The organism is candidate division WOR-3 bacterium, assembly GCA_039801905.1.
Classification (GTDB): Bacteria; Hydrothermota; Tepidihabitantia; order Tepidihabitantales; family JBDRVQ01; genus JBDRVQ01.
The window spans coordinates 1-24044 of record JBDRVQ010000012.1 but is presented as its reverse complement, the minus strand read 5'-3'; the positions used below and the strand labels follow the sequence as shown (position 1 = coordinate 24044).

Below are 24044 nucleotides of genomic sequence, written 5' to 3'. Positions count from 1 at the left end.
TATAGAGTAATCGCTCGTTCAATTTAACCAAAAGGTTAATTAAAAACCCGATAAGAAAAAGAGGTTTCCTTGACAAATTTCTATTTTTATTTATATTTTAATCAAGATGAAGGACGGTGACCTGGTCAATTTGGAAGAAAAATTAAAAAAGGAAACCTCTTTACCCAAAAAGGTAGAAATCTTAATTGAAATCAGCAAGAGACACCTCCGGAGCGACTTAAAACTGGCAAAGTATTTCGCAACTCAAGCCATCGCGTTAGCTAAAAGGGGGAAAGAGAGAAAATCGTTTGGGGAGGCATTAAACTTTTATGCCAATATCCTCCGGATAGAAGGTAATATGGGAGAGGCACTCTCTTTTGCTCAAAAAGCATTAAAAGTTGGGGAAATGGAAAATAATAAATCAATCAAAGCCACCGCCTACCAAATTCTCGGTCTTATCCATCAAGCCAATGGCGATTTTGAAAAGGCACTTACCTGCCACAAGGAAGCCCTCCTTCTTTACCAAGCCCAAAATGATGAACTGGGCTTAGCAATTGCTTACAATAATTTGTCTTTAGTTCACTGGTACAAGGGGGAGTTGGCAGAGGCATTAGAATATCAAAAAAAGAGTTTAGCAATCAAAGAAGCAAGGGGCGAAAGTGCTGCGGTTGCAGTCTCCCGGTTAAATATGGGAGTAATTTACGAAGATATGGGAGAGTGGGAATCGGCAACGGAGTGTTTCTATCGGGCATTGGTAGAAAAAGAAAAAATTAAGGACTGTGCCGGCATTGCCCTCTGTTATAACAATATTGGGGAGATTTATCTAAAAAGGGGAAAGTTGGATAAAGCAATTACCCTTTTTGAAACTGCCATCTCATATTCCGAAAAGATTGGTTCCCTACCCCGAAAGGCGGAAGCATTAGGGAATTTAGGGGAGGCAAATTTTCTTATGGGCAACTTCCTTCGGGCGATGAATCTCTATGTGGAAGCAATGGAAATCTGTACGAAAATTAACCAAAAGGATGAATTGGCGAAGACTTATCGGCGAATGGGAGAACTACTACTCCGTTCCCAGGAGATAAAAGAGGCACAGGAGTTTCTAACCAAAGCCCTCTCCTTAGCCCTAGAAACCGGAATAAAAAAAGAAGAGGGGAATGTGCGGAAGGCACTGGGCAATCTCTATTGGGCTTTAGGAGAAAAAGAGACCGCTAAAAAGTATTTTCAGGAATCTTGTGAGATATTTAGAAATTTAGGAATCCGATACGAATTGGGAAAGGCCTATTTAGAATACGGCAAATTTCTAGTGGAGAACTACGCCAAAAATATCGGTCTCCCCTATCTTAATGAAGCAAAAACGATTTTTAAGAACTTGGAGATATTCCAAGAGGGAGAAGAGTTAGAAAAATATCTCTATCGCTTAGAACGCGAGGAAAATAAAGGCGTCGCTCTCCTCCGCAGTCTCTCCACCATTTGCGCTAACCCCGCACCTTTAACCGATTTTTGCCGGAAATGCCTCAGTCTTCTCAAAGAGATTCTTCTCTTGGAAGGCTGTGCCATCCGAATTGATAGCCACCACCTCACCTTGGGAACGATCGAGGAAGCAGAGGCAGTCGCCATCCCCCTCTCCTCGGGGCGAGAAAAACTGGGTATTCTCTATCTCAAATTTCCTACGCCGGCACCAATTTCCCTTAGTGAAACAATTAAAGAAGCTGTAGCCAATATCATTGCCCTCGGTCTGGAAAAGGCGAAGAGTCAGGCGATTCCCAAACCTATTGAATTAGAGACGGAGAAGGAGATACCCTTTGAAGGCATCATCGGTAAAACTGCCAAGATGCGCGAAGTTTTTGCCATAATTAAAAAAGTGGCGCCCACCAAAGTTTCTATCCTGATTCAAGGAGAAAGCGGCACCGGTAAAGAACTGATTGCCCGTTGTATCCACAATCTCTCCTTTGGTCCCGATAAGCCATTTGTCGCCATCAATTGTGCCGCCATCCCGGAAACCCTTTTGGAAAGCGAACTCTTTGGCGTGGAAAAAGGAACCGCTACCGGGGTGACGGAAAAGAAGGGGAAGTTCGAACTGGCTTCGGGGGGAACTATTTTCTTAGACGAAATTGGAGATATGACCCTTTCCCTCCAGGCTAAGATTCTTAGGGTCTTACAGGAGAAAAAGTTTGAAAAGGTCGGAGGAAGAAAAACGATTGAAACCGATGTCCGAATTATCGCTGCTACCAACCAGGACTTGGAAAAAAATGTGAAAGAAGGCAAATTTCGCGAAGACCTCCTCTACCGCTTAAATGTCGTCTCCCTCTCCCTCCCCCCTCTTCGGGAAAGGAAGGAAGACATTCCCCTTTTAGTTGATTACTTTATTAAAAAGTACAACAATGAATTTCAGAAGTCTTGCCAAGGGGTAACCGAAGAGGTAATGGATAAATTTTTCCGTTACCACTGGCCCGGTAACATCCGGGAGTTAGAGAATGTGTTGGAAAGGGCAATAATTTTAGCCCAAGGAGAAGTGATTACCAATTCTGATTTACCGCCCCATTTACAATTCCTTCCTCAGGAAGACAAAAGGCCAGAATTGAAAGCAATTAAGACAAAAGTGAAAAAAGAGATTGGGGAATCGGAAAGAGAAATTATCTTAAATACCCTACAAACGAATCAGTGGGATATAACTAAATCCGCTCAAAAGTTAGGAATTAGTCGCCGCCATCTCTATCGTCTAATGGCAAAATACGGATTAAAAAGACCCCCCTAATTTGACGGCGGTAAAGAAATTTTCTCTTCCCTCCCGATTGTTTTAGTTTGGGAGAATCTCTCCTCCAAGCGGGAGATTTTCTTATCCACCTCCTGATACTTATTAAAGGCGTTAGCGATATGCTTCCCCAAGGTTTCAAAATCTTCCCGAAAGCGAGAGAATTCCAAAGAAAGGTTATTAATAGATGAGAGGATCTCTTCCGCCCGTTTTTCAATCGCCAATCCCCTTAACCCAAAAAGAATCGCCTGGAGATAAGCATAGAAACTGTTAGGAGAAACAGGAATCACTTTCTTGTTTAAGGCATAGGAAGAAAGGCTTTCTTCCCCTTCCTCTTTAATTATCATCTCGTAATAAACATTCTCCGCCGGGATATACATCAAGGCGAAGTCAAATGTCCCTTCCTCAGGTCGTATATATTTGCGAGCGATATCATCGATATGTCTTTTAACTTGCTGGGAGAACTCTCTTCTCCGTTTTTTTCGCTCATCTTTCTCCTCCGTATCCAGTATCCTTTTGAAACCCTCCAGGGGAAATTTAGCATCAATCGGCAGTAGTTTCCCACCCAAAATAAGCACGGCATCGCATTTCTCCCCACTCTTAAACCCATATTGCATTCGGTAGGCATCCGCGGGAAAATATAATTGAGTTAATAGTTCTTCTAAAAAGAGTTCACCCAAAACGCCCCGTGCTTTTGGTGCCCGCAAAATCTCCTGAAGGCGAGAGATCTCTTTACCGATCTCCAAAACCTGCCGGGTTCCTTCTTGTAAAATCCCTAAACTCTTACTCACATCCCGAATGACCGCCGCTGCATTGTCTAACCGGGTATTGACTTGTCCGGTGGTCTGCTGGAGAGAATTGAGGAAGGTAGCAAAGTTTTGGCTCATCTCCTGGCGTAAAGACGAAATTTGCTCCTGCAGTAATTGGAGAAATTCGCTTGACTTTATCCCTGATTCTTTCTTTAAAAGAAGATAGAGAATTAAAAAAATTATTACGCCTAATAAAATTAAAAGAATGATATAAATCATAATTAAGAATACAAAAAAAAGGTAAAAAGGCAAGAGGAATTGGCAAAAATTTCTTTTTAAGCGATTAAGACCGCAATTATTCCAACTAAGTAAATGCCATCAAATACCCCTGCCCCACCAATGGAGAGCATCCCTGCCCCAACTTCTTCTAATTTATGAAGGTTCAGTAAATCTGCTCCGATGAGTACTCCAAAGACACCAGAGATATAAGCAACTGGTGCCGGATTACTCCGGGAAAAAATTAAAGCCAGAATTGCCGAAAATATCGGTGGGATAAAAGCCGGCATCACAATCCCCAATCCTCTAACCGGCCGGCTTAAAAACTTAGCAATCAAGGTCATCAGAATAGTGCAAATCACGACTGCGGAAAACGATGCCCGGGTGAGAAGATACAAAGAGAGAAGCAACGGTAGAATACACCCCCCAAGATTAACCGCAATTATCCTTTCCCGAAAAACCTTTTTCGGAAGACGATAGAAGAGATAAAAAATTTCGGAAAAAGAGATCTCCTCCTCTACCTCAATCTCCTTGCGGACCAGTGGCAGATTTATCGCGCTCCCAATCAGGGAGAAGAAGAAAAACAGGAAGCCAACCTCCGAAGGTAAGCCCAACTTAGCAAAGGCAAGATTAATTATCCCGAGCTGGAACAAAAGGAAAAGAAAGGGTAAAAGTAATAAGAAAGCAAAAAAGAGCAAAAAAGATAAAGGAAAGAAGAACATATTATCCTCTCCTCCTCTTTTCCCAAAATAACAAAGCGAGGGTAAAAATTAAGGTTAAAAAACTGAGACCGGCACCAAATTTTAAGGTCTTCGTATCATAATAAAAAAGTAAATGGTGTTCCCCCTTATCCAGAGGCACTGCCCTTAAACAATAATCCGCACGGTAAATTTCCCTCTCTTGCCCATCAACCTTCACCCGCCAGTTTGGATAATAGACCTCAGAGAGAAAAAAAAGACCCGGTTCTTCGGTATACACTTTTAGTTCCATCCGGTCATTTTCCATACGCAAAACCTTTATCCAATTCCTTACCGAATCGGGAAATTTAACCTCCCTTCCCGAATTAAAAAGGCTCGGCTCCTTTTCTAAGATTAAAATATGATTGTGGTCAAAATTATCATCGGAAAGAATTTCTAAAATTCGCTTCCGATTTGGTTCCACCAAATATTGATAGAAAAAACAAAAACGGGGAAGATAAGTTGGATTTGATACCAATTCCATTTTCCTTTTCAACTCATCAACCCTTATTTTATATTTCGCATTCAATAAATCGCATTTCTTTGTTAACGGCACATCAAATGTCGCATAATCCGCTAAACCCAAAGGGGTATAACCTTCTAAGAGTTCCAATCCGTGAATCATTCCTTCATTTCTCTTTAATATCATATACCGCCCCTTCCGAGCATTGACGCGAAAGATTTCTCTCTCCCTTTCGTTTTTTAAAAAACGCACATTCTGATTTTGGGGATAATAATCCTCTGAACTATAAGGACCGAGGTTGAAATCTTTACCGAAAAAATAGAGATCAAGAAAAGTAAAGAAAATTGCCAGAATGCTCAAACCTGCCCGGAGAAAAAGGAAATCTTTCCCTTTTCTCTTTCCGAAAAATTTTTTCCCCAAGAAAAGAACAATTCCAATAAGAAGAAAAACAAAAAAGATGCCAAATTGCTTATTGATATTTCTCTCCACTACGGGAACTTTTAAAAATTGGCTTAAACCCCGGAAGGCCCCGAGAAGGAATAAAAACCAAAAGAAAAGTATCAAGCAGAGAAATGCCAAAAGAAATTTCCAGAAATTAGCCACCCTTTCCCAGTCTGCTTGGGAGAAAGACTCCATTCCCAATCCCGCCAAAGTAGCCATACTGAAAGTGAATAAACCAACGAATCGAGCCGGAATCCGAAAACGGTCGAAACCAGGAAGGAAACGAAATATGAATTTGTAAAAGGGGGTATATTTACCCAATCCGGCCAAAAGGGTGAGAAGAGCTAAAATGATAAAGAAGCGCTTCTCCTTTTTCTGCCAAAATATTATTCCGAAAAGAGCAAAGAGCAGAGGTATTACTCCCAAATAGCAAGCCGTCTCCCAATAATAATATCCCACCTCCTTACCCCAGAAAGGAACAGAATCAGTTCCCCTTCCTGTGATACTGCCGAAAAACTTAGGAATCAGAAGAAGAAGGGGAAAAGAAGGGGGAAGAGAAACCTCGGCTGATTCCTCAAAAGTCATCTCCTCTCTTAGGGTAGATTTTGAATGCTCATAACCAGGAAGGTATTGGATGGCCGCCAAACCAAAGCCAATACCGAAAATAAGGAAGAGAGCGATGAAACCTTTTTTTAATCGCAAGGATATCTTCTCTCTTTCCCAAAAGAATAACCAGAAAATAAAAAAGAAGATAATGGTATAAAGAATATGAAGGGTAATTTGGGGATGACTGGCTAAATTCGCCAGCCCAAAAACAACTCCGGCAAAAAGGAGATCTCTCAAAAATTTTCTCTTAACCCACCGAAAGAGAAAAAGAAAGAGGGGGGGGAGCCAGATGTAAGCATTGACCATCGTCACATGAATCAGATGGGTGATAAGAAAACCACTGAAGGTAAAGACAACCCCACCAAAAAAGGAAGAGAAATAACTTAAATTTAACTCCCGAAGGAAAAGATAAAAAAAGATTCCCGCCAGTAAGAGGTGAAAAATTATCTTCATCTCCAAAAGCCAAAAGACCGAGCCGGGTGAAGAGAAGAAGGCTAAAAGCCAATTTATGGGATAAAAAATTTGGGATTGGACATCACCCAAAAAAGGCATTCCGGAGAAGATGTAAGGATTCCAGAGAGGAATGGTGAAGCGGCGTAAATTTTTGAAGAGAAAAAAATGGTAAGGATAGTAATGTTCAATCACATCCTCCCAGAAGTAACTCTTTCCAATAATTATCGGCCAGAAGTAAATAAAAAGTAAGAGTATCAAAACAATCCCGGGAAGAAGTCTTTTCAGTAATTTCATCAAAAGGAAGTTTAAAGATGAGAGAGAGTTTGTCAAGGACTTCACTTGGTTATAATGTTCCTGAACGGTCTATAGACCGTTCAGGCTTAAATCGGAAGAATATTTTGGCTAAAATAAAGGCATTATGGACACAAAATGTAAAGGCAATTAAAATGTCTGTTAAAAAGAAAAGACTATTCGCTCAAATTAAGGAGGTAAGTAGTTATGGCAATCGTCCTCTCTCAATCTTATCTTTACCTCAAAAAACAGACCTCCCCCCAATACGCCCGACAAGTCCTTTTAGAAAACCTATTAAGAAATAAAGGAAATGTGGAAAAGACTGCCCAAAAGATGCAATGCTCAAAAAATACCATCTACCTTACCTTAAATAAACAAAAAGGAAATGACCTCAACGATAAACCCCATATCCCCAAAAGACCTCACCCGAAAACAACAAAAAAGGAGATTGTCTCTATCATCATAAAAGAGAGAAAACAAACCGGCTTTGGGAAAAGAAAATTGCGTCACTATCTCTTTAATAAAAAGGGACTTTTAATCCCAGAAAGTACTATCGGGAAGATATTAAAAAGGGAGAGATTAATCCGTTCTAAAAGGCGGGTGCGACGAGAAATATCTACCCCAGGCGGATAAAATATTAATGGGATAAGATATTGCCCTTTGCAGAGATGGAGATGGATACCAAAAAATCTTTGATAAAAGGACACTTCCCAAAGAAGTCTATTCTTATTTTAAGGCATCCACTTTTATTCCTTACTACCAATGGACTTTAATTGATGTGGTTTCTAAAACCCGATTTTTGGCTTGGTCTTATTTTTGGGATTGGTCTTGTGGTCAAGTATTTGGGAAGATGGCACTCTGGTGGTTGAGGTTTTTTGGTTTTAGAGAAAAGATAGTGATTTGGTCAGATGGTGGCTAGAATTTGATGCTTCTCAACCCGGGGCTTATGAAAAGGCGAATGAGAGGTTTTGGCGACCATTAGGGGTAGAGAGGAGAATTATTCGCAAGGGACATCCAGAAGATAATCCATTTGTTGAGAGGTCTCATCAAACTGATGACTATGAGTTTTATATTCCTCATCTTATAAAGATAAAGAGTGAAGAAGATTTTATCCGCCTCAGGCGGATCGTTCTCATATTTTATAATAAAAATTATCTGATGAGATAACTTTTTATTAATGGGAAAATTGCTTTAAACTCTTCATTTTCAAAGACTTGAAGCCATTCGGACGAAAAAGATGGGGTCAGTTCCCCCTACGGCCTCCTTGGGGGTAGAAATGGACAATTTCCCCCTAATCCCTCCACTTATCCTCTTCATCCATCTCTCCCCTAACTCCTTCCCCATTCCTTCCCCCTTTTCTCCTATCTTTCCTCTCACATTTCCTTCCCTCCCCCTTTTCCTTCTCCCTTGGCTAATTATTTTCCCTCTTCGCTTTTCCCTTCTTTTCTCCATCACCCTACGCCAATCTTAAAGAAAAAAAATTGTAAACAATCGGGAAATAGCACTAGTTGAAGGGCGCCAAATTCAACCCTTAGATACCATATAATTAAAGTTATCAGTAGCAAAGGAGAGAGGAATCGGTGTCGTCTCTATTTCCGTAATATCTTCATTTTAGCCAAATGAACATTTGACTTTCTTAATTTCTTCTTTTATAATCAATTATGAAAAGAATAATTCTTTTCTCTACTTGGTTTCTCTTTTTCTTTTGCCAAAAGGGACAAACCCTAAGAGAAGATGAGACCTGGCTTGGTTTTTATCTCAACGGAAAAAAGGTGGGCTATTCCTTCCAAAAATTTCAAATCGGACCGAAAAACTTTCGGTTCTACAACCGCGCCAAAATGCGTTTGGCAATGGCGGGGAGCGTCCAAGAACTTTTGACCACCACCGACTGCACCACCAATCCGGATTTTAGTATTCAAGGCTTGCGTTTTGACCTAATTGCCCCAAAACAAAAAGTGCGGATAAACGCCTTAGTGAGGGAAAATGAACTTTACCAAGAAGTCTTTACCGAAAAAGGTCCGCGGCGCACAAAAATTTCCTTAGAAGATAAAATTTATCCCTCCTTTGCTCTGGGTAAGATTGTTCACCAGAAGAAATTGACACCGAATAAAGATTATAATTTCCATATCTTTGAACCTATTCTCAATAAAATCCTCTTAGCCACGGTAACGGTTTTAGGAAAGGAAGAAGTGAAAATCGGTGATTCAACTTATCTCTGCACCAAAGCGAAAGTGGTAATGGCAAATAATACTTCCTTCTATTGGATTGACACTCTTGGCCGGGAGATTAAAGAAGAGACTCCACCCCAGATGTTGGCAATAAGGGAATCGCCCCAAGAAGCGCTATCTCAGGAAAAAGGAGAAGAGGCAATTGACATCATCTCCTATTTCTCAATTAAGGCAGATACCGTAATTCCAAAAGCCCAGGGCTTGGAATATCTAAAAATCCAAATCACGGGTATTAAACCTTCGGATTTTGACCTAAATCTTGCTGAGCAAAAGGTCATTTCTGAAGACCCATTAATCTTAGAGATAAGATATCCGCACCTTCAAGAAAAACCTATTCCTTTACCCATCAATCAACAAAAGGAATTTCTAAAACCTTCCCTTTATATCCAATCTGATGATAGAGATATTATCAATAAAGCAAAAGAGGTAAAAGGGGAAAAGGAAGATGCCCAAGAGGTGGCGAAAAAAATCCTTTTTTGGGTTTATGAAAACCTGAGAAAAGTACCAACCGCTTCCTTACCTTCCGCAGTTGATGTCTTAAAGAGTAAAGAAGGGGATTGTAATGAGCACTCCATCCTCTTTGCCGCCTTATGCCGGGCCGCTGGTATCCCAGCAAAAATCTGTGTTGGTCTTGTCTACTTCCAAGGTAGTTTCTACTACCACGCCTGGAATTTGATCTATCTTGACCGATGGGTTGCTTGTGACCCGACCTTCGGCGAATTTCCTGCCAATCCCACCCATATCATCTTAAAGGTGGGAGAAATTGAAGAGCAAGCAAAGGTCTTAAACGCAGTGGGAAAAATTAAAATAAAGGTTTTAGAATTTAATTAATCTCATCCGGCATTAACTCGAAAGAATTTTATCCATTTCATTTTTACTTTTATTTTCTATTTGACGGCAAAGGTTCTTCTATTAAAATTAGATATGCTTACTCAGAATTTGGGAAAATACCGAATTATTAAATGGCTCGGGGGTGGTCAATTTGGTGATGTCTACTTAGCCTACGATACCATCTTAAAAGAGAGTTTTGCCTTAAAAATCTCCCGAATGCGCAGAGAAGATACTCAAATCCTAAAAGAAGAAGCAAGACTTTTAAGTCAGTTAGAGCATAAAAATATTGTCCGTTTTTATAATATTGATTACTTAGAAGGCAAATTGGTTTTAATTACGGAATACGTGAAAGGGGATTCCTTAAGGGAGTTGATGGAAAAAAAGGAATTGGATTTAACCCGCTCGCTGGATATTATTGAGCAGTGTCTTTCCGCTTTGGCTTATGCCCATAAAAAAGGAATAATCCATCGGGACTTAAAACCTGAGAATATTTTAGTTTCAAAAGAAGGATTAGTGAAGATTACTGATTTTGGACTCGGTAAATTCCTAAAGAAAGGGAGCCTCTCCGCCTCCATTGCCGGCACCCCAATCTATATGCCGCCGGAAGCCTGGAAGGGAGAGTTTTATCCAGAATCCGACCTTTATTCCCTTGGTGCGGTTTTTTACGAAATGGTAACCAAAAGACCTCCCTTTTTGGGAGAGAATCTGGAAGAGATTCGGAATTTGGTTTTTCTAAAAAATCCCCTCCCGCCAAGATTTTTTAACCCCTCCCTACCGGAGACGATAGAGAAGGCGATTATAAAGTCTTTAAGCAAAAACCGGGAAGAGCGGCCAAGCTCTGCAAAAGAATTTTCACAACTCCTTTTGCGTAAAAGTCTGGAGATAAAACCCTTAGTCCTCCTCCCCCGAGAATCTGAGATCAATCTCACCCCCCAACAAAGGGAAATAATAAACTCTAAGGAAAAAAAGATTTTGGTAACTGGCGGCCCGGGAACCGGCAAGACAACCGTCTTAACCTATAAAGTTTACTACTTTCTAAAAGAGGAAGGGATTGAACCCGAATCAATCTTGGTCTTAACCTTTACCCACAAGGCAGCAAAAGATTTAAAAGAAAGGTTAGAAAAACTAATGAAGAGAGAGGTGAGAAATATCAATATTTGCACCTTTCACAATCTCTGCCTCTCCCTCCTGAAGGCGGAAGCGGAATTTTTAGATTTTGGTCAAGATTTTAACGTAGTCCCCCCTTTTTCTGAATCCCTTCGCTTAAAATTTATCGGTCTCGGTAAGAACCAGATTAACCGCATAAAGAAGGAAATTGAAAAATTTAAGTCAATTCCTATTGCTCCGGAGGAATTAGAACGGAAAGCAGAAAATGAATTCCAAAAACTAACGGCCGCGGTTTACAAAAAATACCAGACTCACTTAAAGAGTAATAATTTAATCGACTTTGACGACCTCATCTACTATACCTATATTCTCCTCACAAAATTTCCCGAGATTAGAGAAAAATATTCACGCCAGTTCCAGAGGATTCTGGTAGATGAATTACAAGATTTGACACCAGTTCAATACAAACTCTTACCCCTCCTCTCCTCCGTCCATGGCTATATTTTCTTGACAGGAGATGAAAGCCAATCAATCTACGAATGGCGCAATGCCCGACCGGAGAATATCATTTTAGCCCAAACCGATTTCCCTGGGATAAAAACCTATCACCTCCTCACCAATTTTCGGCTGCCGGAGAAGATCTGCCGGATCTGCGAAAATTTGCTTCGCACCGAAAGGGAAAAAGGTTCTATGTTCTCTCTGAAAGAGGGCGGGGTTTTAGAACTATTCGCCGCGGAAAACGAAGCGGAAGAGGTGTTATTTCTAACAAAAAAGATAACAGAGATTGTGAAGAAGGAGAAACGTTCTTATTCCGAAATAGCAGTCTTATACCGTGTTAACTACCAATCGCGAATTTACGAAGAAGGGTTAATCAATGAGGATATCCCCTACACTGTGATTGGTGATGAAAAGTTTTACGAGCGGGAAGAGATCAGAAAAATTATTCAACTTTTGGATGGAATCACCCAGCAAGACAAAAAACTTCTCCTTCCGGTCCTTGCCTGGCTTGCCGGCATCCCCGAAGGGAGTTTAATGCTCAAAGAGAATCGCTTCCTCTTTCAGGGTTCCGAAAAGAGAGTGAAAGAATTTTTCATTCTGGTTAATCGGTTATTGGCGGAAGAGAGTAAAACCGAAGAAATCCTCATCCCCCTCATTTTCCAATCCCCCCTCTTTTCTTCCTGGGAGAAGCAGGAGATGGGAAGAAGAAAGATTGAGAATGTGAAGGAGTTGGTAAATGAGGCAAAGGCATTTAAGAGGGAGGAATTGAAAGACTTTTTAGAACGGGTTCAACTCCTTGAGGACCTGGCATTGGTTGATTGGGGGAAGGACTTGGTTCGGCTCTTAACCGTCCATGCCGCTAAGGGTTTAGAATTTCCCATCGTCTTTCTGGTAGGAATGGTGGAAGGCCTTTTCCCTTTACTGGGAACAACACTAAATAAAAGAAGTCTGGCTGAAGAGCGAAGGCTTTGTTATGTGGCAATCACCAGGGCGACCGAAAGGCTTTACATCTCCTATCCCAAAAAGATCGGGGGAAAAATTCAACAGGTATCACGCTTTCTTCCCGAGATGCTGGGCATTTGACAAATTTTCCCTCTGGCTATCCATTAAAATGAACTCCGGCTAATTCTTTTATTTCCGGAGATAATCTTTTCGGTAACACATATATCGCACCTTCTTACGAAAAGGATATAATTAATTTCGCAAAAGTATCACCAAAATCAGGGCTCTCTGAGGAATGTGTGACCAGTATCCGAATGGCAAAGATAAAAAATATGTACCCGTATCACCAGAGGAGAAGGTAATCACTCATCTGGATAATTGAGTAAGCATTAACAAAACCAGTAGGATGGAATAGATATCAACCGTTGAGTTGGGGTGACCGATGATTGTTAAACATAAAAATTCTATAAATCAAATCATCATCCCGGCTTTTAAGAATTTCCCTTTCCCCGAATTACTCTCGCAATTAAGATTTCTATAAAATTTTATACTTTAACCCTTATATTATCAATTAACCTCGCTTTGGAAAAGTAAACCGCCAGGGCGATTAAAACCTCCCCTTTAATTACCTCCATCTCCTTTAAATCCTTCGTATCAACAATCGCAATATAATCTATCTTACCACTTGTTTCTTCAATCATCTCCCGCATTTTGCCAATAATCACATTGGAATTCCTCTCCCCTCTTTCAATCATCTCCTTTGCTTTTAATAAAGATCGGTAGAGAACCGTCGCTTCTTCCCTTTCTTTTGGGGAGAGATAAACATTCCTTGAACTCATCGCCAATCCATTTTTTTCTCGGACAGTTGGGGCGACAATTATTTTAATCGGCATATTCAAATCCCTCACCATTCTCTTTATCACCAATGCCTGTTGGGCGTCCTTTTCTCCAAAAACCGCAAAGTGAGGTAATACGCTGTTAAAAAGTTTAGTGACCACTGTAGTGACACCTTGGAAATGACCCGGTCGCGAGCGGCCACATAAGCCTTCAGTTAGTCCCTCAACCTTTACATAAGTTGAGAAGTCATCCGGATACATCTCTTTCTCTTCGGGATAAAAGAGGATATCAACCCCTTCTTTTTCCAATAATTTCTTATCCCTCTTTATATCCCTCGGATATTCCTTGAAATCCTCTTTTGGTCCAAATTGTAAGGGGTTGACAAAAATACTAACAACGCACAAATCGCTTTTCTTTCGGGCAATTCTTACCAAACGGAGATGCCCTTCGTGGAGATAACCCATCGTTGGCACGAAGCCAATAATTTTCCCTTTTTTCTTGGCTTCTTGGGCAAGATCTTGCATCGTCTTAATCTTCCTAACAACTCTCATCTTCCTGAAAACTATGCTCCTCTCCGGGAAATTTTTTTTCTTTCACATCTTCAAAATAATTCCTTACCGCTTCTTTTATGACCCTGTGCAAATCCGCATAGACCTTAACAAATTTCAGTTTGGGTGTATCAAAAATCCCTAATAAATCGTGTAAGACTAAAATTTGACCATCGCAATATGGACCAGCACCAATACCGATAGTTGGAATTTTAACTGCTTCCGTTACCCTTTTCGCCACCGCCAAAGGAATTTTCTCTAAGACAATCGCAAAACAACCGAGATTTTCTAATTCTTTTGCCTCCTTTATTAAACGCTCTTGTTCCTCTTTTCCCTTTGCCTGCAATTTATAACCACCAAATTGATGAACCCATTGCGGAGTTAAACCGAGATGCCCCATCACCGGAATCCCGTATTTAACTAAGGTCTCAATTGTCTTAAAGACAATCTCTCCACCCTCAATCTTTACCGCTTGCGCTCCTGCTTTTAGGAACAGGCCGGCATTTTTCACCGCCTCATCAATTCCAGTCTGAAAGGAAAGAAAAGGCATATCACCAACCACTAATGCCCTTTTCACCCCTTTCACTACCGCCCTGGTATGATAAAGCATCTCCTCCATCCCAATGGGTAAAGTTGTCTCGTAACCATAAAAGACATTAGCACAAGAGTCGCCCACCAAGATAACTTCCACTCCCACCTCATCTAAAATCTTTGCTGTTGGATAATCATAAGCAGTAAGGGCGACAATAGGCTCTTTTCTCTCCTTCATCCTAATTAAGGTCTTGGTTGTGATCTTCATACCTTAGAAAAAAATTTCCTCCCCCTTTTTGTCTCTAATATCTGGTGAAAGAGGCTATCAAAATCTTCTTGCCGATTTAAGAGGTCAACTTTTTCCAGACGAACAATAAGCAAAGGAGACTCCTCCCAGTGCATAAAGAAGGCATCATACTGATTCAGTAAGGAATTGATATATTCGATTGGTAAATCTCTCTCATAAGGTCTCCCCTTTCTTTTGATGCGCTCCAGAACCGTTTCCGGTTGCGCTTGGAGATAGATGACCAAATCAGGCTTCAGCACATCCTTTTTCAGAATTTCGTAAATCTTTTCGTAGAGGGAAAGTTCCTGCCCTTTCAAATTAAGATGGGCATAAATCCAATCTTTTTCAAAGATGTAATTGGTAACTACCTTCGGGTAAAAAAGTTCTGGTTGCTTAAGAAGGAGTTGGTGTTTGTAGCGCGCCAAAAGAAAATAGATTTGAGTTTGGAAGGCATAACTTTGGTCCTGGTAAAATAAAGGAAGGAAAGGATTTTCCTCGTCAAAGGTAAGCGCTCGCGCATCTATCCGTTTTGCCAGTTTTTGCGCCAATTCTTTCTTACCCAAAGCGATACCGCCTTCAATCGCAATATAGTTTAATTCCCTTTCCATTACCTTTCTCTTTTAGTAACTCTTCTATTCTCTTATTTAATTTGGGATGGTAAAGTTGGGGAGCAATCTCCGCTAAGGGTCGCAAAACGAATTCCCGTTCTTGAAGTTTTGGATGGGGAACTTTAAGATTCGGCTTTTCAATTATCTCTTGATTATAGAATAATAAATCAATATCTAAGGGCCGGGGTGCATTCTTAAAAATCCTCACCCTTTTTAATCTTTTCTCAATCTCATTTATTATCAGAAGGCATTCCTCCGGACTTTTTTCCGTCTCTCCTTCTACCACCAGATTGAGAAACTTCGGCTGATAAGGGAAACCGTCCGGTTCCGTCTCATAAATCCTTGACTTCTTTCGGATTTTTATCCCCATCCTCTCTAATAATTGTAACCCTTTTTCCAAATTCCTTTTCCGATTACCCAAATTAGAGCCTAAGGCAAAAAAGACTCGGTTCATCTTTCCTCACCCTTCTCCCGAAATAAAAGGAGCGCATTCATTCCTTGATTTGCCCTCTTCCCGTATTTCCCAGTAAATTCTCCCTTCTCTTTTCTCTCCTTAAATGTTTTGATAACAATGTGTTTAGCAATCTCCTCTTCTGCCTCACACCTTTCGTTTTTATAATTTAAAAGCCGCTTCTCAGCAGATTTAACATATTCCTCAGATATTTCAATTCCAATAAAATCGTGCCCCAAAATCTTTGCCGCCACCAGCGTTGTCCCACTTCCACAGTAAGGGTCAATTACCACCCCCTTTCTTTCATCCATAATAGAATAAATTACCCGCACTGGGAGAGCCAAAGGAAAAGGTGCGGGATGGGGATTTTTCTTCTCTGGTGGAAACCGCCAAATTGAAGTTAAAAGGGCATGTTTCGGCTTTAATTCCTCACCGATCAGTTTTTTCCCCTTTGGTTTATAAAGCCAATATATCCTTTCCTCTACTTGCCAGAATCGCCAACCGCGAATATTTGCGGCAATCATCCGATCCCATATTATCTCCTGCCTAATTATCCATTTGGTCTTCCTCAACCAATCCATCGGGTGAAGCAACTCACCCCTTTCCCAACGGATTTTATGATTATAAAAAAAAGAACCACCAGGTTTTGTAATCCGATAAATTTCATTCAAGACATCTATTTGTTGACTTTGGTAAACTTTTTCGGGCAATCGGTCCGAAACACCCGAATATTTGACACTTGTCACCAGCCATCCTTTTTTATTTTCACCCTTATTATACGGAGGTGATGTCACACCCAAATCAACAATCTCCTCCGGTAAATTTTTCAATACGGTTAAGGCATCCCCTTGAATTATCTTATTTAAATACTCATTCAATTTCATTTTGTCTTTTCCCTTAAAAATTCATAAAATCCTTTGGCTATATATGGTTCATATTTTGCTAATTCATCCTTACTTAAAAGATAAACTACTTTTAAATCTGGACAATTAATATAATCTTTGTAATCAAAATCCGCACTCCTTAAGAACTGACCTTTTATACTTTTACTTCCTTTTAACTTCTCCTGCCATTTTTTTAATTTCTTCTCTAAATTTCTTACAAAATCAGGAGTGGAAAAAGGAAATTCAATAATATAAATGAGTTTGCCATCAACAAAACCACTTACTAACATATTCAAATCTTTCTCCCTTTTATCCTTCTCTAATCGTTCCGGAGTATAATCAGTAAAATTACCCCTACCATTCAATTTTGCAGGGGGTGTTCTCCTCTCACCTCTCTTATATTTTTCAAACTCCTCGCTATTTACATTTTTCGGTTTCGCCTCACATCTTATTGTCCTCCCGGGAACAAATGTATCTTGTTTGAAACCATTATAACCAATTTTCCCTTCTTTATGTTGATAACCGGCTAAAGTCACGTTTATGAATTCTCGTATTGTTGAGGAGTTTTTATCATTGATATACATCGTTAATAAATCAACCAGGATAGCAATGAGGGTATCCTTTGATTTCCCAATTAGGTAACTGCTCAACTCCTTGTGAGTTCCAGTTGTATACATCTTTATCACCTGTGCCAATTCTTGGTTCATACCTTTTTTATAATATCATCAAAGGTATAAAATCCCCTTGCCTGATTAATAATAAATCTTATTCCTTCTATTACCCCTCGGACAAATGCTTTCCGGGATAAGGCAGAATGGGTAATCTCTAAGACCTCCCCGGGACCAAAAAAGATAACCCTATGTTCACCAACGATTTCCCCCGCCCGCAGAGAAAAGACCTCCACCTTCTCCCCTTTCTTCTCTTCAACTTCTGTGACCAGTCTCTTTGCCGTCCCACTCGGAGCATCCTTTTTCATCTTATGGTGGGTCTCAATAATTTTTATTTCGTAATCTTCTGGTAAAAAACGGGCAATTTCCCCGACCGACCTGATGAGCAGATTGGCACCAAAGGAGAAATTTGGAGAATAGAGAAAAGGGATATACCTCCCCATCTCCTTCAAATCCTTCAATTCCTCTTCTCGGAAACCCGTCACCCCACAGAGGTAAGGCTTACCACCTTGAATTAATATCTCCCTATTACTTAAAACCGCCTCCCGCTCGGAAAAATCAACCACCACATCCCCTTCCCTTATTACCTTTTCTAATTTATCAACGATAAAATTCTTACCAAAAGGAGAACCAACTGCGAAATGGCCTTCCTTTTCCACCCCATAAATTACTTCCATATCCTTCGTCTCTTGAATCCCTTGGGCGATAGCGCTTCCCATTCTCCCCCCGGCACCGATAATTATTATCCTCATCATCTTAGAAGTCCGTAATTTTCTAATTCCCTTTTTATCTGATTAAGTGTCTCTTCGTTCGGTGGATAAAGGGGAGGACGCAAATCGCCGCTAGGCATCTTTAAGAGGTTCATAGCAGTTTTAATCGGTATTGGGTTGGTCTCAATGAATAATACTTTCATCAAGGGAAATAACTTCTGGTGTAATTCCCGGGCTCCTTTTATATCCCCCTTTAGATAACTCTTGACTAAATCCGCCATCGCCTTCGGAAGGATATTTGATATTACCGAAATTACCCCCTGACCTCCGACCGAAAGGATGGGTAAGGTTAAGGCATCGTCACCGGAGAGGATGCTAATCCTTTCGCCACAGCGCACCAAAATTTCTGAAACCTGGTCCAAATTGCCTGATGCCTCTTTAATCCCAATGATATTATTAAATTCCTTTACCAACTTCTCAATCGTTTTCGGTAAGATATTTACCCCGGTCCGGCTTGGGATATTGTAGATAATAATTGGTATATCAACACTCTGGGCAATTTCGGCAAAATGGCGATAAAGCCCTTCCTGAGTTGGCTTATTATAATAAGGGCAAACAACTAAACAACCATCACAACCCAATTCCTTCGCCCTCTCGGTCAATTTAATCGTCTTCTTCGTATCGTTGGTTCCGGTTCCGGCAATAACCGGAATTCTACCTTGGACACTCTCCACTGTGGTCCTTATCACCATTTCCCATTCTTCAAGAGAAAGGGTTGGCGACTCACCGGTTGTACCACAGGGAACTAAACCGGCGGTATCATTAGCCAGTTGAAATTCTATATTTCTCCTGAGTCCTGCCAAATCAACTTCTCCGTTTTGGAACGGAGTAACCAAGGCAGTAAATGAACCTTTGAGGATAGAACTTTTAATCACGGGATAAGAAGGGCATCAATCTCTTGTCCTTCCAGTATCTCCTTTTCTAAAAGTGCTTTGGCAATTTTGTGTAACTTTTCCATATTCTCCCGCACAATCTTCTTCGCCTTCTCATAGGCTTCTTCCACAAATCTTATTATCTCCTGATCAATCAACCGGGCGGTCTCCTCGGAGATATTCCGATGGAGTCCCATCTCTCTACCCAAAAAGACTTCTTCTTCCGCCTTCCCTAAGGTTAATGGTCCAACCTTTTCTGACATCCCCCATTCCGTCACCATCATTCTCGCCAATTGGGTCGCCCGATCAATATCATCCCGGGCACCGGTTGAGATATCAGAAAATACCGCCTCCTCTGCCGCCCTTCCTCCCAGCATCACCGCCAATTGATTAAGGCAATAAGTCTTGGAATAGATCCTTCGGTCATCAATTGGTAATTGCTGGGTTGTCCCCAATGCCCTCCCTCGGGGTATGATTGTCACTTTATGAATCGGGTCGGTTCCGGGGATCATCTTAGAAACTAAAACATGACCTGCCTCATGGTAGGCAATCCATCTCTTCTCCTCTTCGGAGATTAAAAGACTCCTTCGTTCCACTCCCATTAATACTTTATCCTTAGCGTCTTCCAAATCTTCCATCATCACCACATCGTGATTCCGGCGGGCGGCTAAAAGTGCCGCTTCGTTTACCATATTCGCTAAGTCCGCTCCGGAAAAACCGGGTGTTCCCCGGGCTAAGACTTTAAGGTCAACTTCTTTCGCCAAAGGAATCTTTCGGGTATGGACCTTTAAGATTTCCTCTCGACCTTTCACATCTGGTCGGTCAACGACAATCTGGCGGTCAAATCTTCCGGGTCTTAAAAGAGCAGGATCTAAAATATCCGGGCGATTGGTCGCCGCCATAATTATTACGCCTTCTGAGGTATCAAAACCGTCCATCTCCACTAAGAGTTGATTTAAGGTCTGCTCCCTTTCGTCATGCCCACCTCCCAAACCTGCTCCTCGCTGTCGACCCACCGCATCGATCTCATCAATGAATATGATGCAGGGGGCATTCCTTCTCCCTTGTTCGAATAAATCCCGAACCCGAGCGGCACCCACCCCAACGAACATCTCCACAAAGTTAGAACCGGATATAGAGATGAATGGCACTCCTGCCTCACCTGCTACTGCCCTTGCTAATAAGGTCTTACCGGTTCCGGTCGGTCCGACCAAAAGGACCCCTTTCGGAATCCTTCCTCCCAACCTCTGAAATTTCTGAGGCGCCTTTAAGAACTCAATCACCTCCTTCAACTCCTCCTTTGCCTCATCAACCCCGGCGACATCATCAAATGTGACCTTCGGTTTATTTTCGGTAAGAATTTTTGCCCGACTCCGACCAAAGGTAAATGCCCGGTCCTGCCCCGCGGTCAACCTCCGAATAAAGAACAACCACAAACCTAAAAATAAAATCCAAGGGATAGCACCCACAATAAGATTTGACCAGGGAGAAGAAGGTTTAGAAGAGACCAAGACCTTTTTATCAATTAATTTCTGGACTAAACTTGGGTCGGGAAAAGGCAAATAGGTTTTAAATTCAGTAAATTTCTTTATCGGTGTCACCCCTTCCAATTCCGCCTCTTTCTTTAATTGCCCCAAAATCTCTTTTTCCATTATCACCACTGACAGGACATTTCCCTTCTCTACTTCTTTGATGAAATGGGTATAATCAATTAAGACCCTTTCTTTTCGCCTTGTATTGAAGAAATTCCAGAGAAGCCAGATAGCAGTGAGGATTAGGAGCCAAATGAAGAGAGAAGAGGCTATATTCCTCTTATTGGGTTCTCTTTCCATCTTTTTATCTTAACCTCCAATATCATTCCTGTCTTTTCCGTAATCTTTGCCCGATTTGCCCTTCTCAAACCTAAAACCCATAAAACTCCCTTTTGGTCAAAAAGAATTGGTATCTCATTCTTTATTCGCTTCGGTATTTTGTAGTCAACGAATAAATCCTGCAATTTCTTCTTTCCCTCTTCGTAGGCCAAGAAATCTCCTGGTTGCCAGAAGCGGATATAGAGAGGAGGTAAGATCTCATCCTCGTCAAAGTATTCTACCATAGGGGCAGCTAGCAAATCCTTTATCTCCCCCCCCTTCTCTCTCCTTTTGATCTCCAAATCTAAACCCATACCTTCAATCCGATTTACCCCAAACTTTAATACCTTATAAAAGGTACTCCTTTTGGGGATTTTCCCAATAAATACCCCATCTGACTCCTTTACCGCCCAGAGACCGCCTTTCAAAATCACCTCCTTTCCTGAAGGCTTTTCCACCAAACCGATTACCCTTTCCACATCCTCGTAGGGCATCTTTTTAAATAACTCCTTCAAGACTCTTCTCTTAATTGCCAAATTATAAGGCAAAAATATCTTATTGTCAATAAAATAACCTTCCCTCACTTTCTTTATGCCCCCTTCCGCGATCTTTTCTTTCGCAACCACCTTCTGGAAAGCATCCTCTTCCTGTAAAATTTGGGCGGTCTGGCGCATCGTCTCTTCCAAATTGGGATTGACCTCTTTAAGAAATGGCAAAATGATATGCCGAATATAATTGCGAGGATGGGAGAGGGATAAATTTGTTGTATCAAAAACATAGGGGATATTATTTTTCTTTAAGAATTCTTCTATCTCTTCCCTTTTAATATCAATTAAAGGTCTAATAATCTTACCCCTTGTCGGCGGGATGCCAGCAATTCCCGAGAGCCCTTGCCCTTTTATTAAGCCGAGAAGCATCGTTTCGCAATTATCCGTGGCATTATGACCCAAAACGATAAAATCTAACCCTTTCTTTTTTCTTATCTCCTCTAAGAAGCGATACCGGATAACTCTTCCCGCCTCCTCTAAGGAAATCTTCCTTCTCTTCGCATAACCTTTCACATCATATCTCTTTATAACCAAGGGCACCTTTAATTTTCGGCAAAATTCTTGACAGAATCTTTCATCCCTTTTTGCCTCTTCGCCCCTTAACAAATGATTTAAGTGAAAGGCAAAAAGTTCTAAGTTTAGCCAATCCTTCAACTGGCAAAGGGCATAGAGGAGAAAAGTTGAATCCTTTCCACCAGAAAACCCGACCAAAATGCTTGTCTTCTTCTTTTTAGAAAGAAACTCCCCAATGAGTCTTTGGAGTGTTTCCTTTACTCTATCTATTAAAAGTCCTTTCCTCATCAATCTAGTTCCCCTAAATTTAATTAGGTATGATAAGGGAATAATCGGAAAAAATCAAGGAAATCACTTGCTGCCCTCAAGAGAGACTTAAAAGAGAATTTGGTTGAAAGGTAAAAATGCCCGAAAAAGTTTTTGAAGACAAGCATCTTTCCCGGACAAAAATTATCTGATGAGATAACTTTTTAGGAAGTGGTAAAATCGCTTTAAGTTATTCATTATCAATAACTTATAAGCATTGCGCTTAAAAGATAGGGGTCAGTCCCCCCTACGGTATCCCTGGGGGTTAAAAATATGCCTCTTTTCCCCCATTTTTCCTAATCTTATCCTCCCTACTCCTCTCTCCAATCTTTCCCCTAATCTACTCTTCCCTAAACTCCCCAAAAAAATTCCTAATTTCCTCCCTCTTCCCTTCTCCGATAAGTAACCTATCCAGCAGTCTAATTCCCAGTGCCGTAATTGGAGCAAAAGGGTTAGAGTTAAAAATAGCCGAAAACCTTTCGGTTTTTTTAAGACTTAAAGACCTCTTTTAATGCCTCTTCAAATATCTCCAAGGCGGTATCCGCCTCTTCCTTCGTCACAATCAAAGGTGGCGAAAATCTTATCGTCGTCGGACCACAACCCTGCAGAATTAATCCCTTCTCAAAGCATTTATAAACAACCGCATCCCGCCTCTCCGGAATCGGTTTTTTGGAAATAGAATCCTCAATCAATTCAATGCCAATCATTAGACCCTTTCCCCGGACATCGCCGATCGCCTCAAACTTACTCTGAATCTTCTCCAATTCCTTTAAGAGATATTTCCCAATCTTTTCCGCATTCTCAATTAGACCATTCTCTAAAAGGCGAATCGTCGCCATCGCCGCAACACAAGAGACCGGATTGCCGCCAAAGGTTGAAGCATGAGCACCCGGTGGCCAGTTCATAATTCCGGAGCGGGAGACAAACGCCCCAATCGGCATTCCCGAGGCAATCCCTTTCGCTAAACAGTAAATGTCCGCCATCACTCCATAATGTTCAATGGCAAACATCTTACCGGTTCTACCAAAACCAGATTGCACCTCATCAACCACAAAAAGAATCCCATACTTATCGCAGAGTTCCCGAATTCTCTGGAAATAGCCATCCGGCGGAATGATGTAACCACCCTCACCCTGAATCGGTTCCGCAAATAATGCACAGACTTCCTCCGGTGGTACAATCTTCTTAAATACTTCTTCTTCAATATATTTTACGCAATAGAAATCACATCCCGGATATTCCAACTTAAAAAAGCAACGGAAACAATAGCCGAAGGGAATATGAAAGACCCCGGGAATTAAAGGACCGAAACCTCTCTTATGGACAACCTTACTGGCGGTTAAAGAGAGAGCACCCATCGTCCGACCGTGAAAAGAACCAAAAAAGGAAAGGGCATAAGGCCTTTTGGTATGAAAACGGGCTAACTTAAAGGCACCTTCTACTGCCTCCGCCCCAGAATTACAGAAAAATACCTTCTTATTCTTTCCCCCGGGGGTAATTTCTGCTAACTTTTCGGCTAATTCAACCTGTTGGGGATAATAATAGTCGGTCCCGGAGATATGGATAAGTTTACCAACTTGTTTTCTAATTGCTTCTACCACCTCAGGATGGCAATGGCCCGTAGCACAGACTGCGATTCCGGCGTTAAAATCTAAAAACTTATTACCATCCACATCCCATACCCAGCAACCTTCTCCCTGCTCAATCACCGCCGGATAGGAGCGGGTATAGGAAGGGGAGATATATTTCTTATCCTTTTTTAATATCTTCTGTGCCTTAATACCAGGCAACTTCGTTATAATTTTTGGTTTCGTCATTCTTTCCTCCAAATTTTTTATATAATTATTAAAAAACATTTTAACCCAAAAAGAGAGAATGTCAACCTTAAAAAAAGTAAATGTGTTAAGACATGGTTACCAGGTTAATAAGGGTATTAAGGTAGTAGATGTGTTGAAATTATTTAATAAGTTTCTTAAAATAATAGGCGTTCAAAAAAGAATTAAAAGAGTAAGAGAATTA

At 41.0% G+C, this 24044-nt stretch carries 20 protein-coding genes; 5 read left to right on the top strand and 15 right to left on the bottom strand.

The genetic code is table 11. From position 1 onward, the window contains the following. The first annotated feature begins 106 nt into the window (after positions 1–106). On the top strand, positions 107–2734 hold the full coding sequence (locus ABIL00_03560) for a sigma 54-interacting transcriptional regulator (GenBank protein ID MEO0109837.1): 2628 nt from the start codon (positions 107–109) through the stop codon (positions 2732–2734). Here ABIL00_03560 and ABIL00_03555 read toward each other — a convergent pair. Genes ABIL00_03555 through ABIL00_03545 form a run of 3 tightly spaced genes read right to left on the bottom strand, consistent with a single transcriptional unit; the run spans position 2731 to position 6750 of the window. Continuing rightward, positions 2731–3759 carry a DNA recombination protein RmuC gene (locus tag ABIL00_03555; GenBank protein ID MEO0109836.1) on the bottom strand — a complete coding sequence of 343 codons (1029 nt, stop codon included), beginning with the start codon at positions 3757–3759 and terminating at the stop codon, positions 2731–2733. The two genes, ABIL00_03560 and ABIL00_03555, sit on opposite strands and share 4 nt — an antisense overlap. A 56-nt stretch (positions 3760–3815) precedes the next feature. Beyond that, positions 3816–4478: a DUF1614 domain-containing protein gene (locus ABIL00_03550; protein ID MEO0109835.1), complete on the bottom strand. Its 663-nt coding sequence runs from the start codon at positions 4476–4478 to the stop codon at positions 3816–3818. Position 4479: 1 nt separating this feature from the next. Beyond that, a complete protein-coding gene (locus tag ABIL00_03545) occupies positions 4480–6750 on the bottom strand; it encodes a YfhO family protein (protein ID MEO0109834.1) in 2271 nt (756 codons plus the stop codon). 204 nt (positions 6751–6954) lie between these two features. On the opposite strand from ABIL00_03545, the gene ABIL00_03540 reads away from it, so the two are divergent. Together ABIL00_03540 and ABIL00_03535 are read left to right on the top strand one after the other, a co-directional pair. After that, positions 6955–7380 carry a hypothetical protein gene (locus ABIL00_03540; GenBank protein MEO0109833.1) on the top strand — a complete coding sequence of 142 codons (426 nt, stop codon included), beginning with the start codon at positions 6955–6957 and terminating at the stop codon, positions 7378–7380. 267 nt (positions 7381–7647) lie between these two features. Continuing rightward, positions 7648–7914, top strand: coding sequence for a hypothetical protein (locus tag ABIL00_03535; protein MEO0109832.1), 267 nt, complete (start codon positions 7648–7650; stop codon positions 7912–7914). A gap of 39 nt (positions 7915–7953) precedes the next feature. Here ABIL00_03535 and ABIL00_03530 read toward each other — a convergent pair whose 3' ends face one another. After that, positions 7954–8199, bottom strand: coding sequence for a hypothetical protein (locus ABIL00_03530; GenBank protein MEO0109831.1), 246 nt, complete (start codon positions 8197–8199; stop codon positions 7954–7956). A 209-nt stretch (positions 8200–8408) separates the two neighbouring features. Between ABIL00_03530 and ABIL00_03525 the strand changes: the two genes are divergently transcribed. Together ABIL00_03525 and ABIL00_03520 are read left to right on the top strand one after the other, a co-directional pair. Further along, the gene (locus ABIL00_03525; GenBank protein ID MEO0109830.1) at positions 8409–9806 is read left to right on the top strand and encodes a transglutaminase-like domain-containing protein; all 1398 of its coding nucleotides are present in this window, start codon (positions 8409–8411) and stop codon (positions 9804–9806) included. Between the two features lie 93 nt (positions 9807–9899). Further along, complete coding sequence (locus ABIL00_03520) at positions 9900–12494, top strand: UvrD-helicase domain-containing protein (GenBank protein MEO0109829.1); 2595 nt, start codon at positions 9900–9902, stop codon at positions 12492–12494. A 404-nt stretch (positions 12495–12898) separates the two neighbouring features. Here the strand turns inward: ABIL00_03520 and panC are convergent, their stop codons facing one another. The 11 genes from panC to ABIL00_03465 all read right to left on the bottom strand — a co-directional run bounded on the left by panC (position 12899) and on the right by ABIL00_03465 (position 23842). After that, positions 12899–13741 (bottom strand): pantoate--beta-alanine ligase, encoded by an 843-nt coding sequence (gene panC, locus ABIL00_03515; GenBank protein ID MEO0109828.1) that lies wholly within the window; start codon positions 13739–13741, stop codon positions 12899–12901. Further along, entirely contained in the window at positions 13728–14537 is an 810-nt protein-coding gene (panB, locus tag ABIL00_03510; GenBank protein MEO0109827.1) for a 3-methyl-2-oxobutanoate hydroxymethyltransferase, read from the bottom strand. The genes panC and panB overlap by 14 nt, the downstream gene beginning before the upstream one ends. Then, a complete protein-coding gene (locus ABIL00_03505; GenBank protein MEO0109826.1) occupies positions 14534–15163 on the bottom strand; it encodes a deoxynucleoside kinase in 630 nt (209 codons plus the stop codon). The genes panB and ABIL00_03505 overlap by 4 nt, the downstream gene beginning before the upstream one ends. Further along, positions 15132–15617 carry a 2-amino-4-hydroxy-6-hydroxymethyldihydropteridine diphosphokinase gene (gene folK, locus ABIL00_03500; GenBank protein MEO0109825.1) on the bottom strand — a complete coding sequence of 162 codons (486 nt, stop codon included), beginning with the start codon at positions 15615–15617 and terminating at the stop codon, positions 15132–15134. Before folK ends, ABIL00_03505 begins: the two co-directional genes overlap by 32 nt. After that, positions 15614–16498 (bottom strand): site-specific DNA-methyltransferase, encoded by an 885-nt coding sequence (locus tag ABIL00_03495; protein MEO0109824.1) that lies wholly within the window; start codon positions 16496–16498, stop codon positions 15614–15616. Before ABIL00_03495 ends, folK begins: the two co-directional genes overlap by 4 nt. Further along, positions 16495–17184 (bottom strand): hypothetical protein, encoded by a 690-nt coding sequence (locus ABIL00_03490; protein ID MEO0109823.1) that lies wholly within the window; start codon positions 17182–17184, stop codon positions 16495–16497. The genes ABIL00_03495 and ABIL00_03490 overlap by 4 nt, the downstream gene beginning before the upstream one ends. 17 nt (positions 17185–17201) lie before the next feature. Further along, positions 17202–17918, bottom strand: coding sequence for a 4-hydroxy-tetrahydrodipicolinate reductase (gene dapB, locus ABIL00_03485; protein MEO0109822.1), 717 nt, complete (start codon positions 17916–17918; stop codon positions 17202–17204). After that, positions 17918–18808 carry a 4-hydroxy-tetrahydrodipicolinate synthase gene (gene dapA, locus ABIL00_03480; protein ID MEO0109821.1) on the bottom strand — a complete coding sequence of 297 codons (891 nt, stop codon included), beginning with the start codon at positions 18806–18808 and terminating at the stop codon, positions 17918–17920. Before dapA ends, dapB begins: the two co-directional genes overlap by 1 nt. After that, positions 18808–20640 carry an ATP-dependent zinc metalloprotease FtsH gene (gene ftsH, locus ABIL00_03475; protein ID MEO0109820.1) on the bottom strand — a complete coding sequence of 611 codons (1833 nt, stop codon included), beginning with the start codon at positions 20638–20640 and terminating at the stop codon, positions 18808–18810. Before ftsH ends, dapA begins: the two co-directional genes overlap by 1 nt. Beyond that, positions 20610–22007: a tRNA lysidine(34) synthetase TilS gene (gene tilS, locus ABIL00_03470; GenBank protein MEO0109819.1), complete on the bottom strand. Its 1398-nt coding sequence runs from the start codon at positions 22005–22007 to the stop codon at positions 20610–20612. Before tilS ends, ftsH begins: the two co-directional genes overlap by 31 nt. Positions 22008–22513: 506 nt before the next feature. Beyond that, positions 22514–23842 carry an acetyl ornithine aminotransferase family protein gene (locus ABIL00_03465; protein MEO0109818.1) on the bottom strand — a complete coding sequence of 443 codons (1329 nt, stop codon included), beginning with the start codon at positions 23840–23842 and terminating at the stop codon, positions 22514–22516. Positions 23843–24044 lie beyond the last annotated feature (202 nt).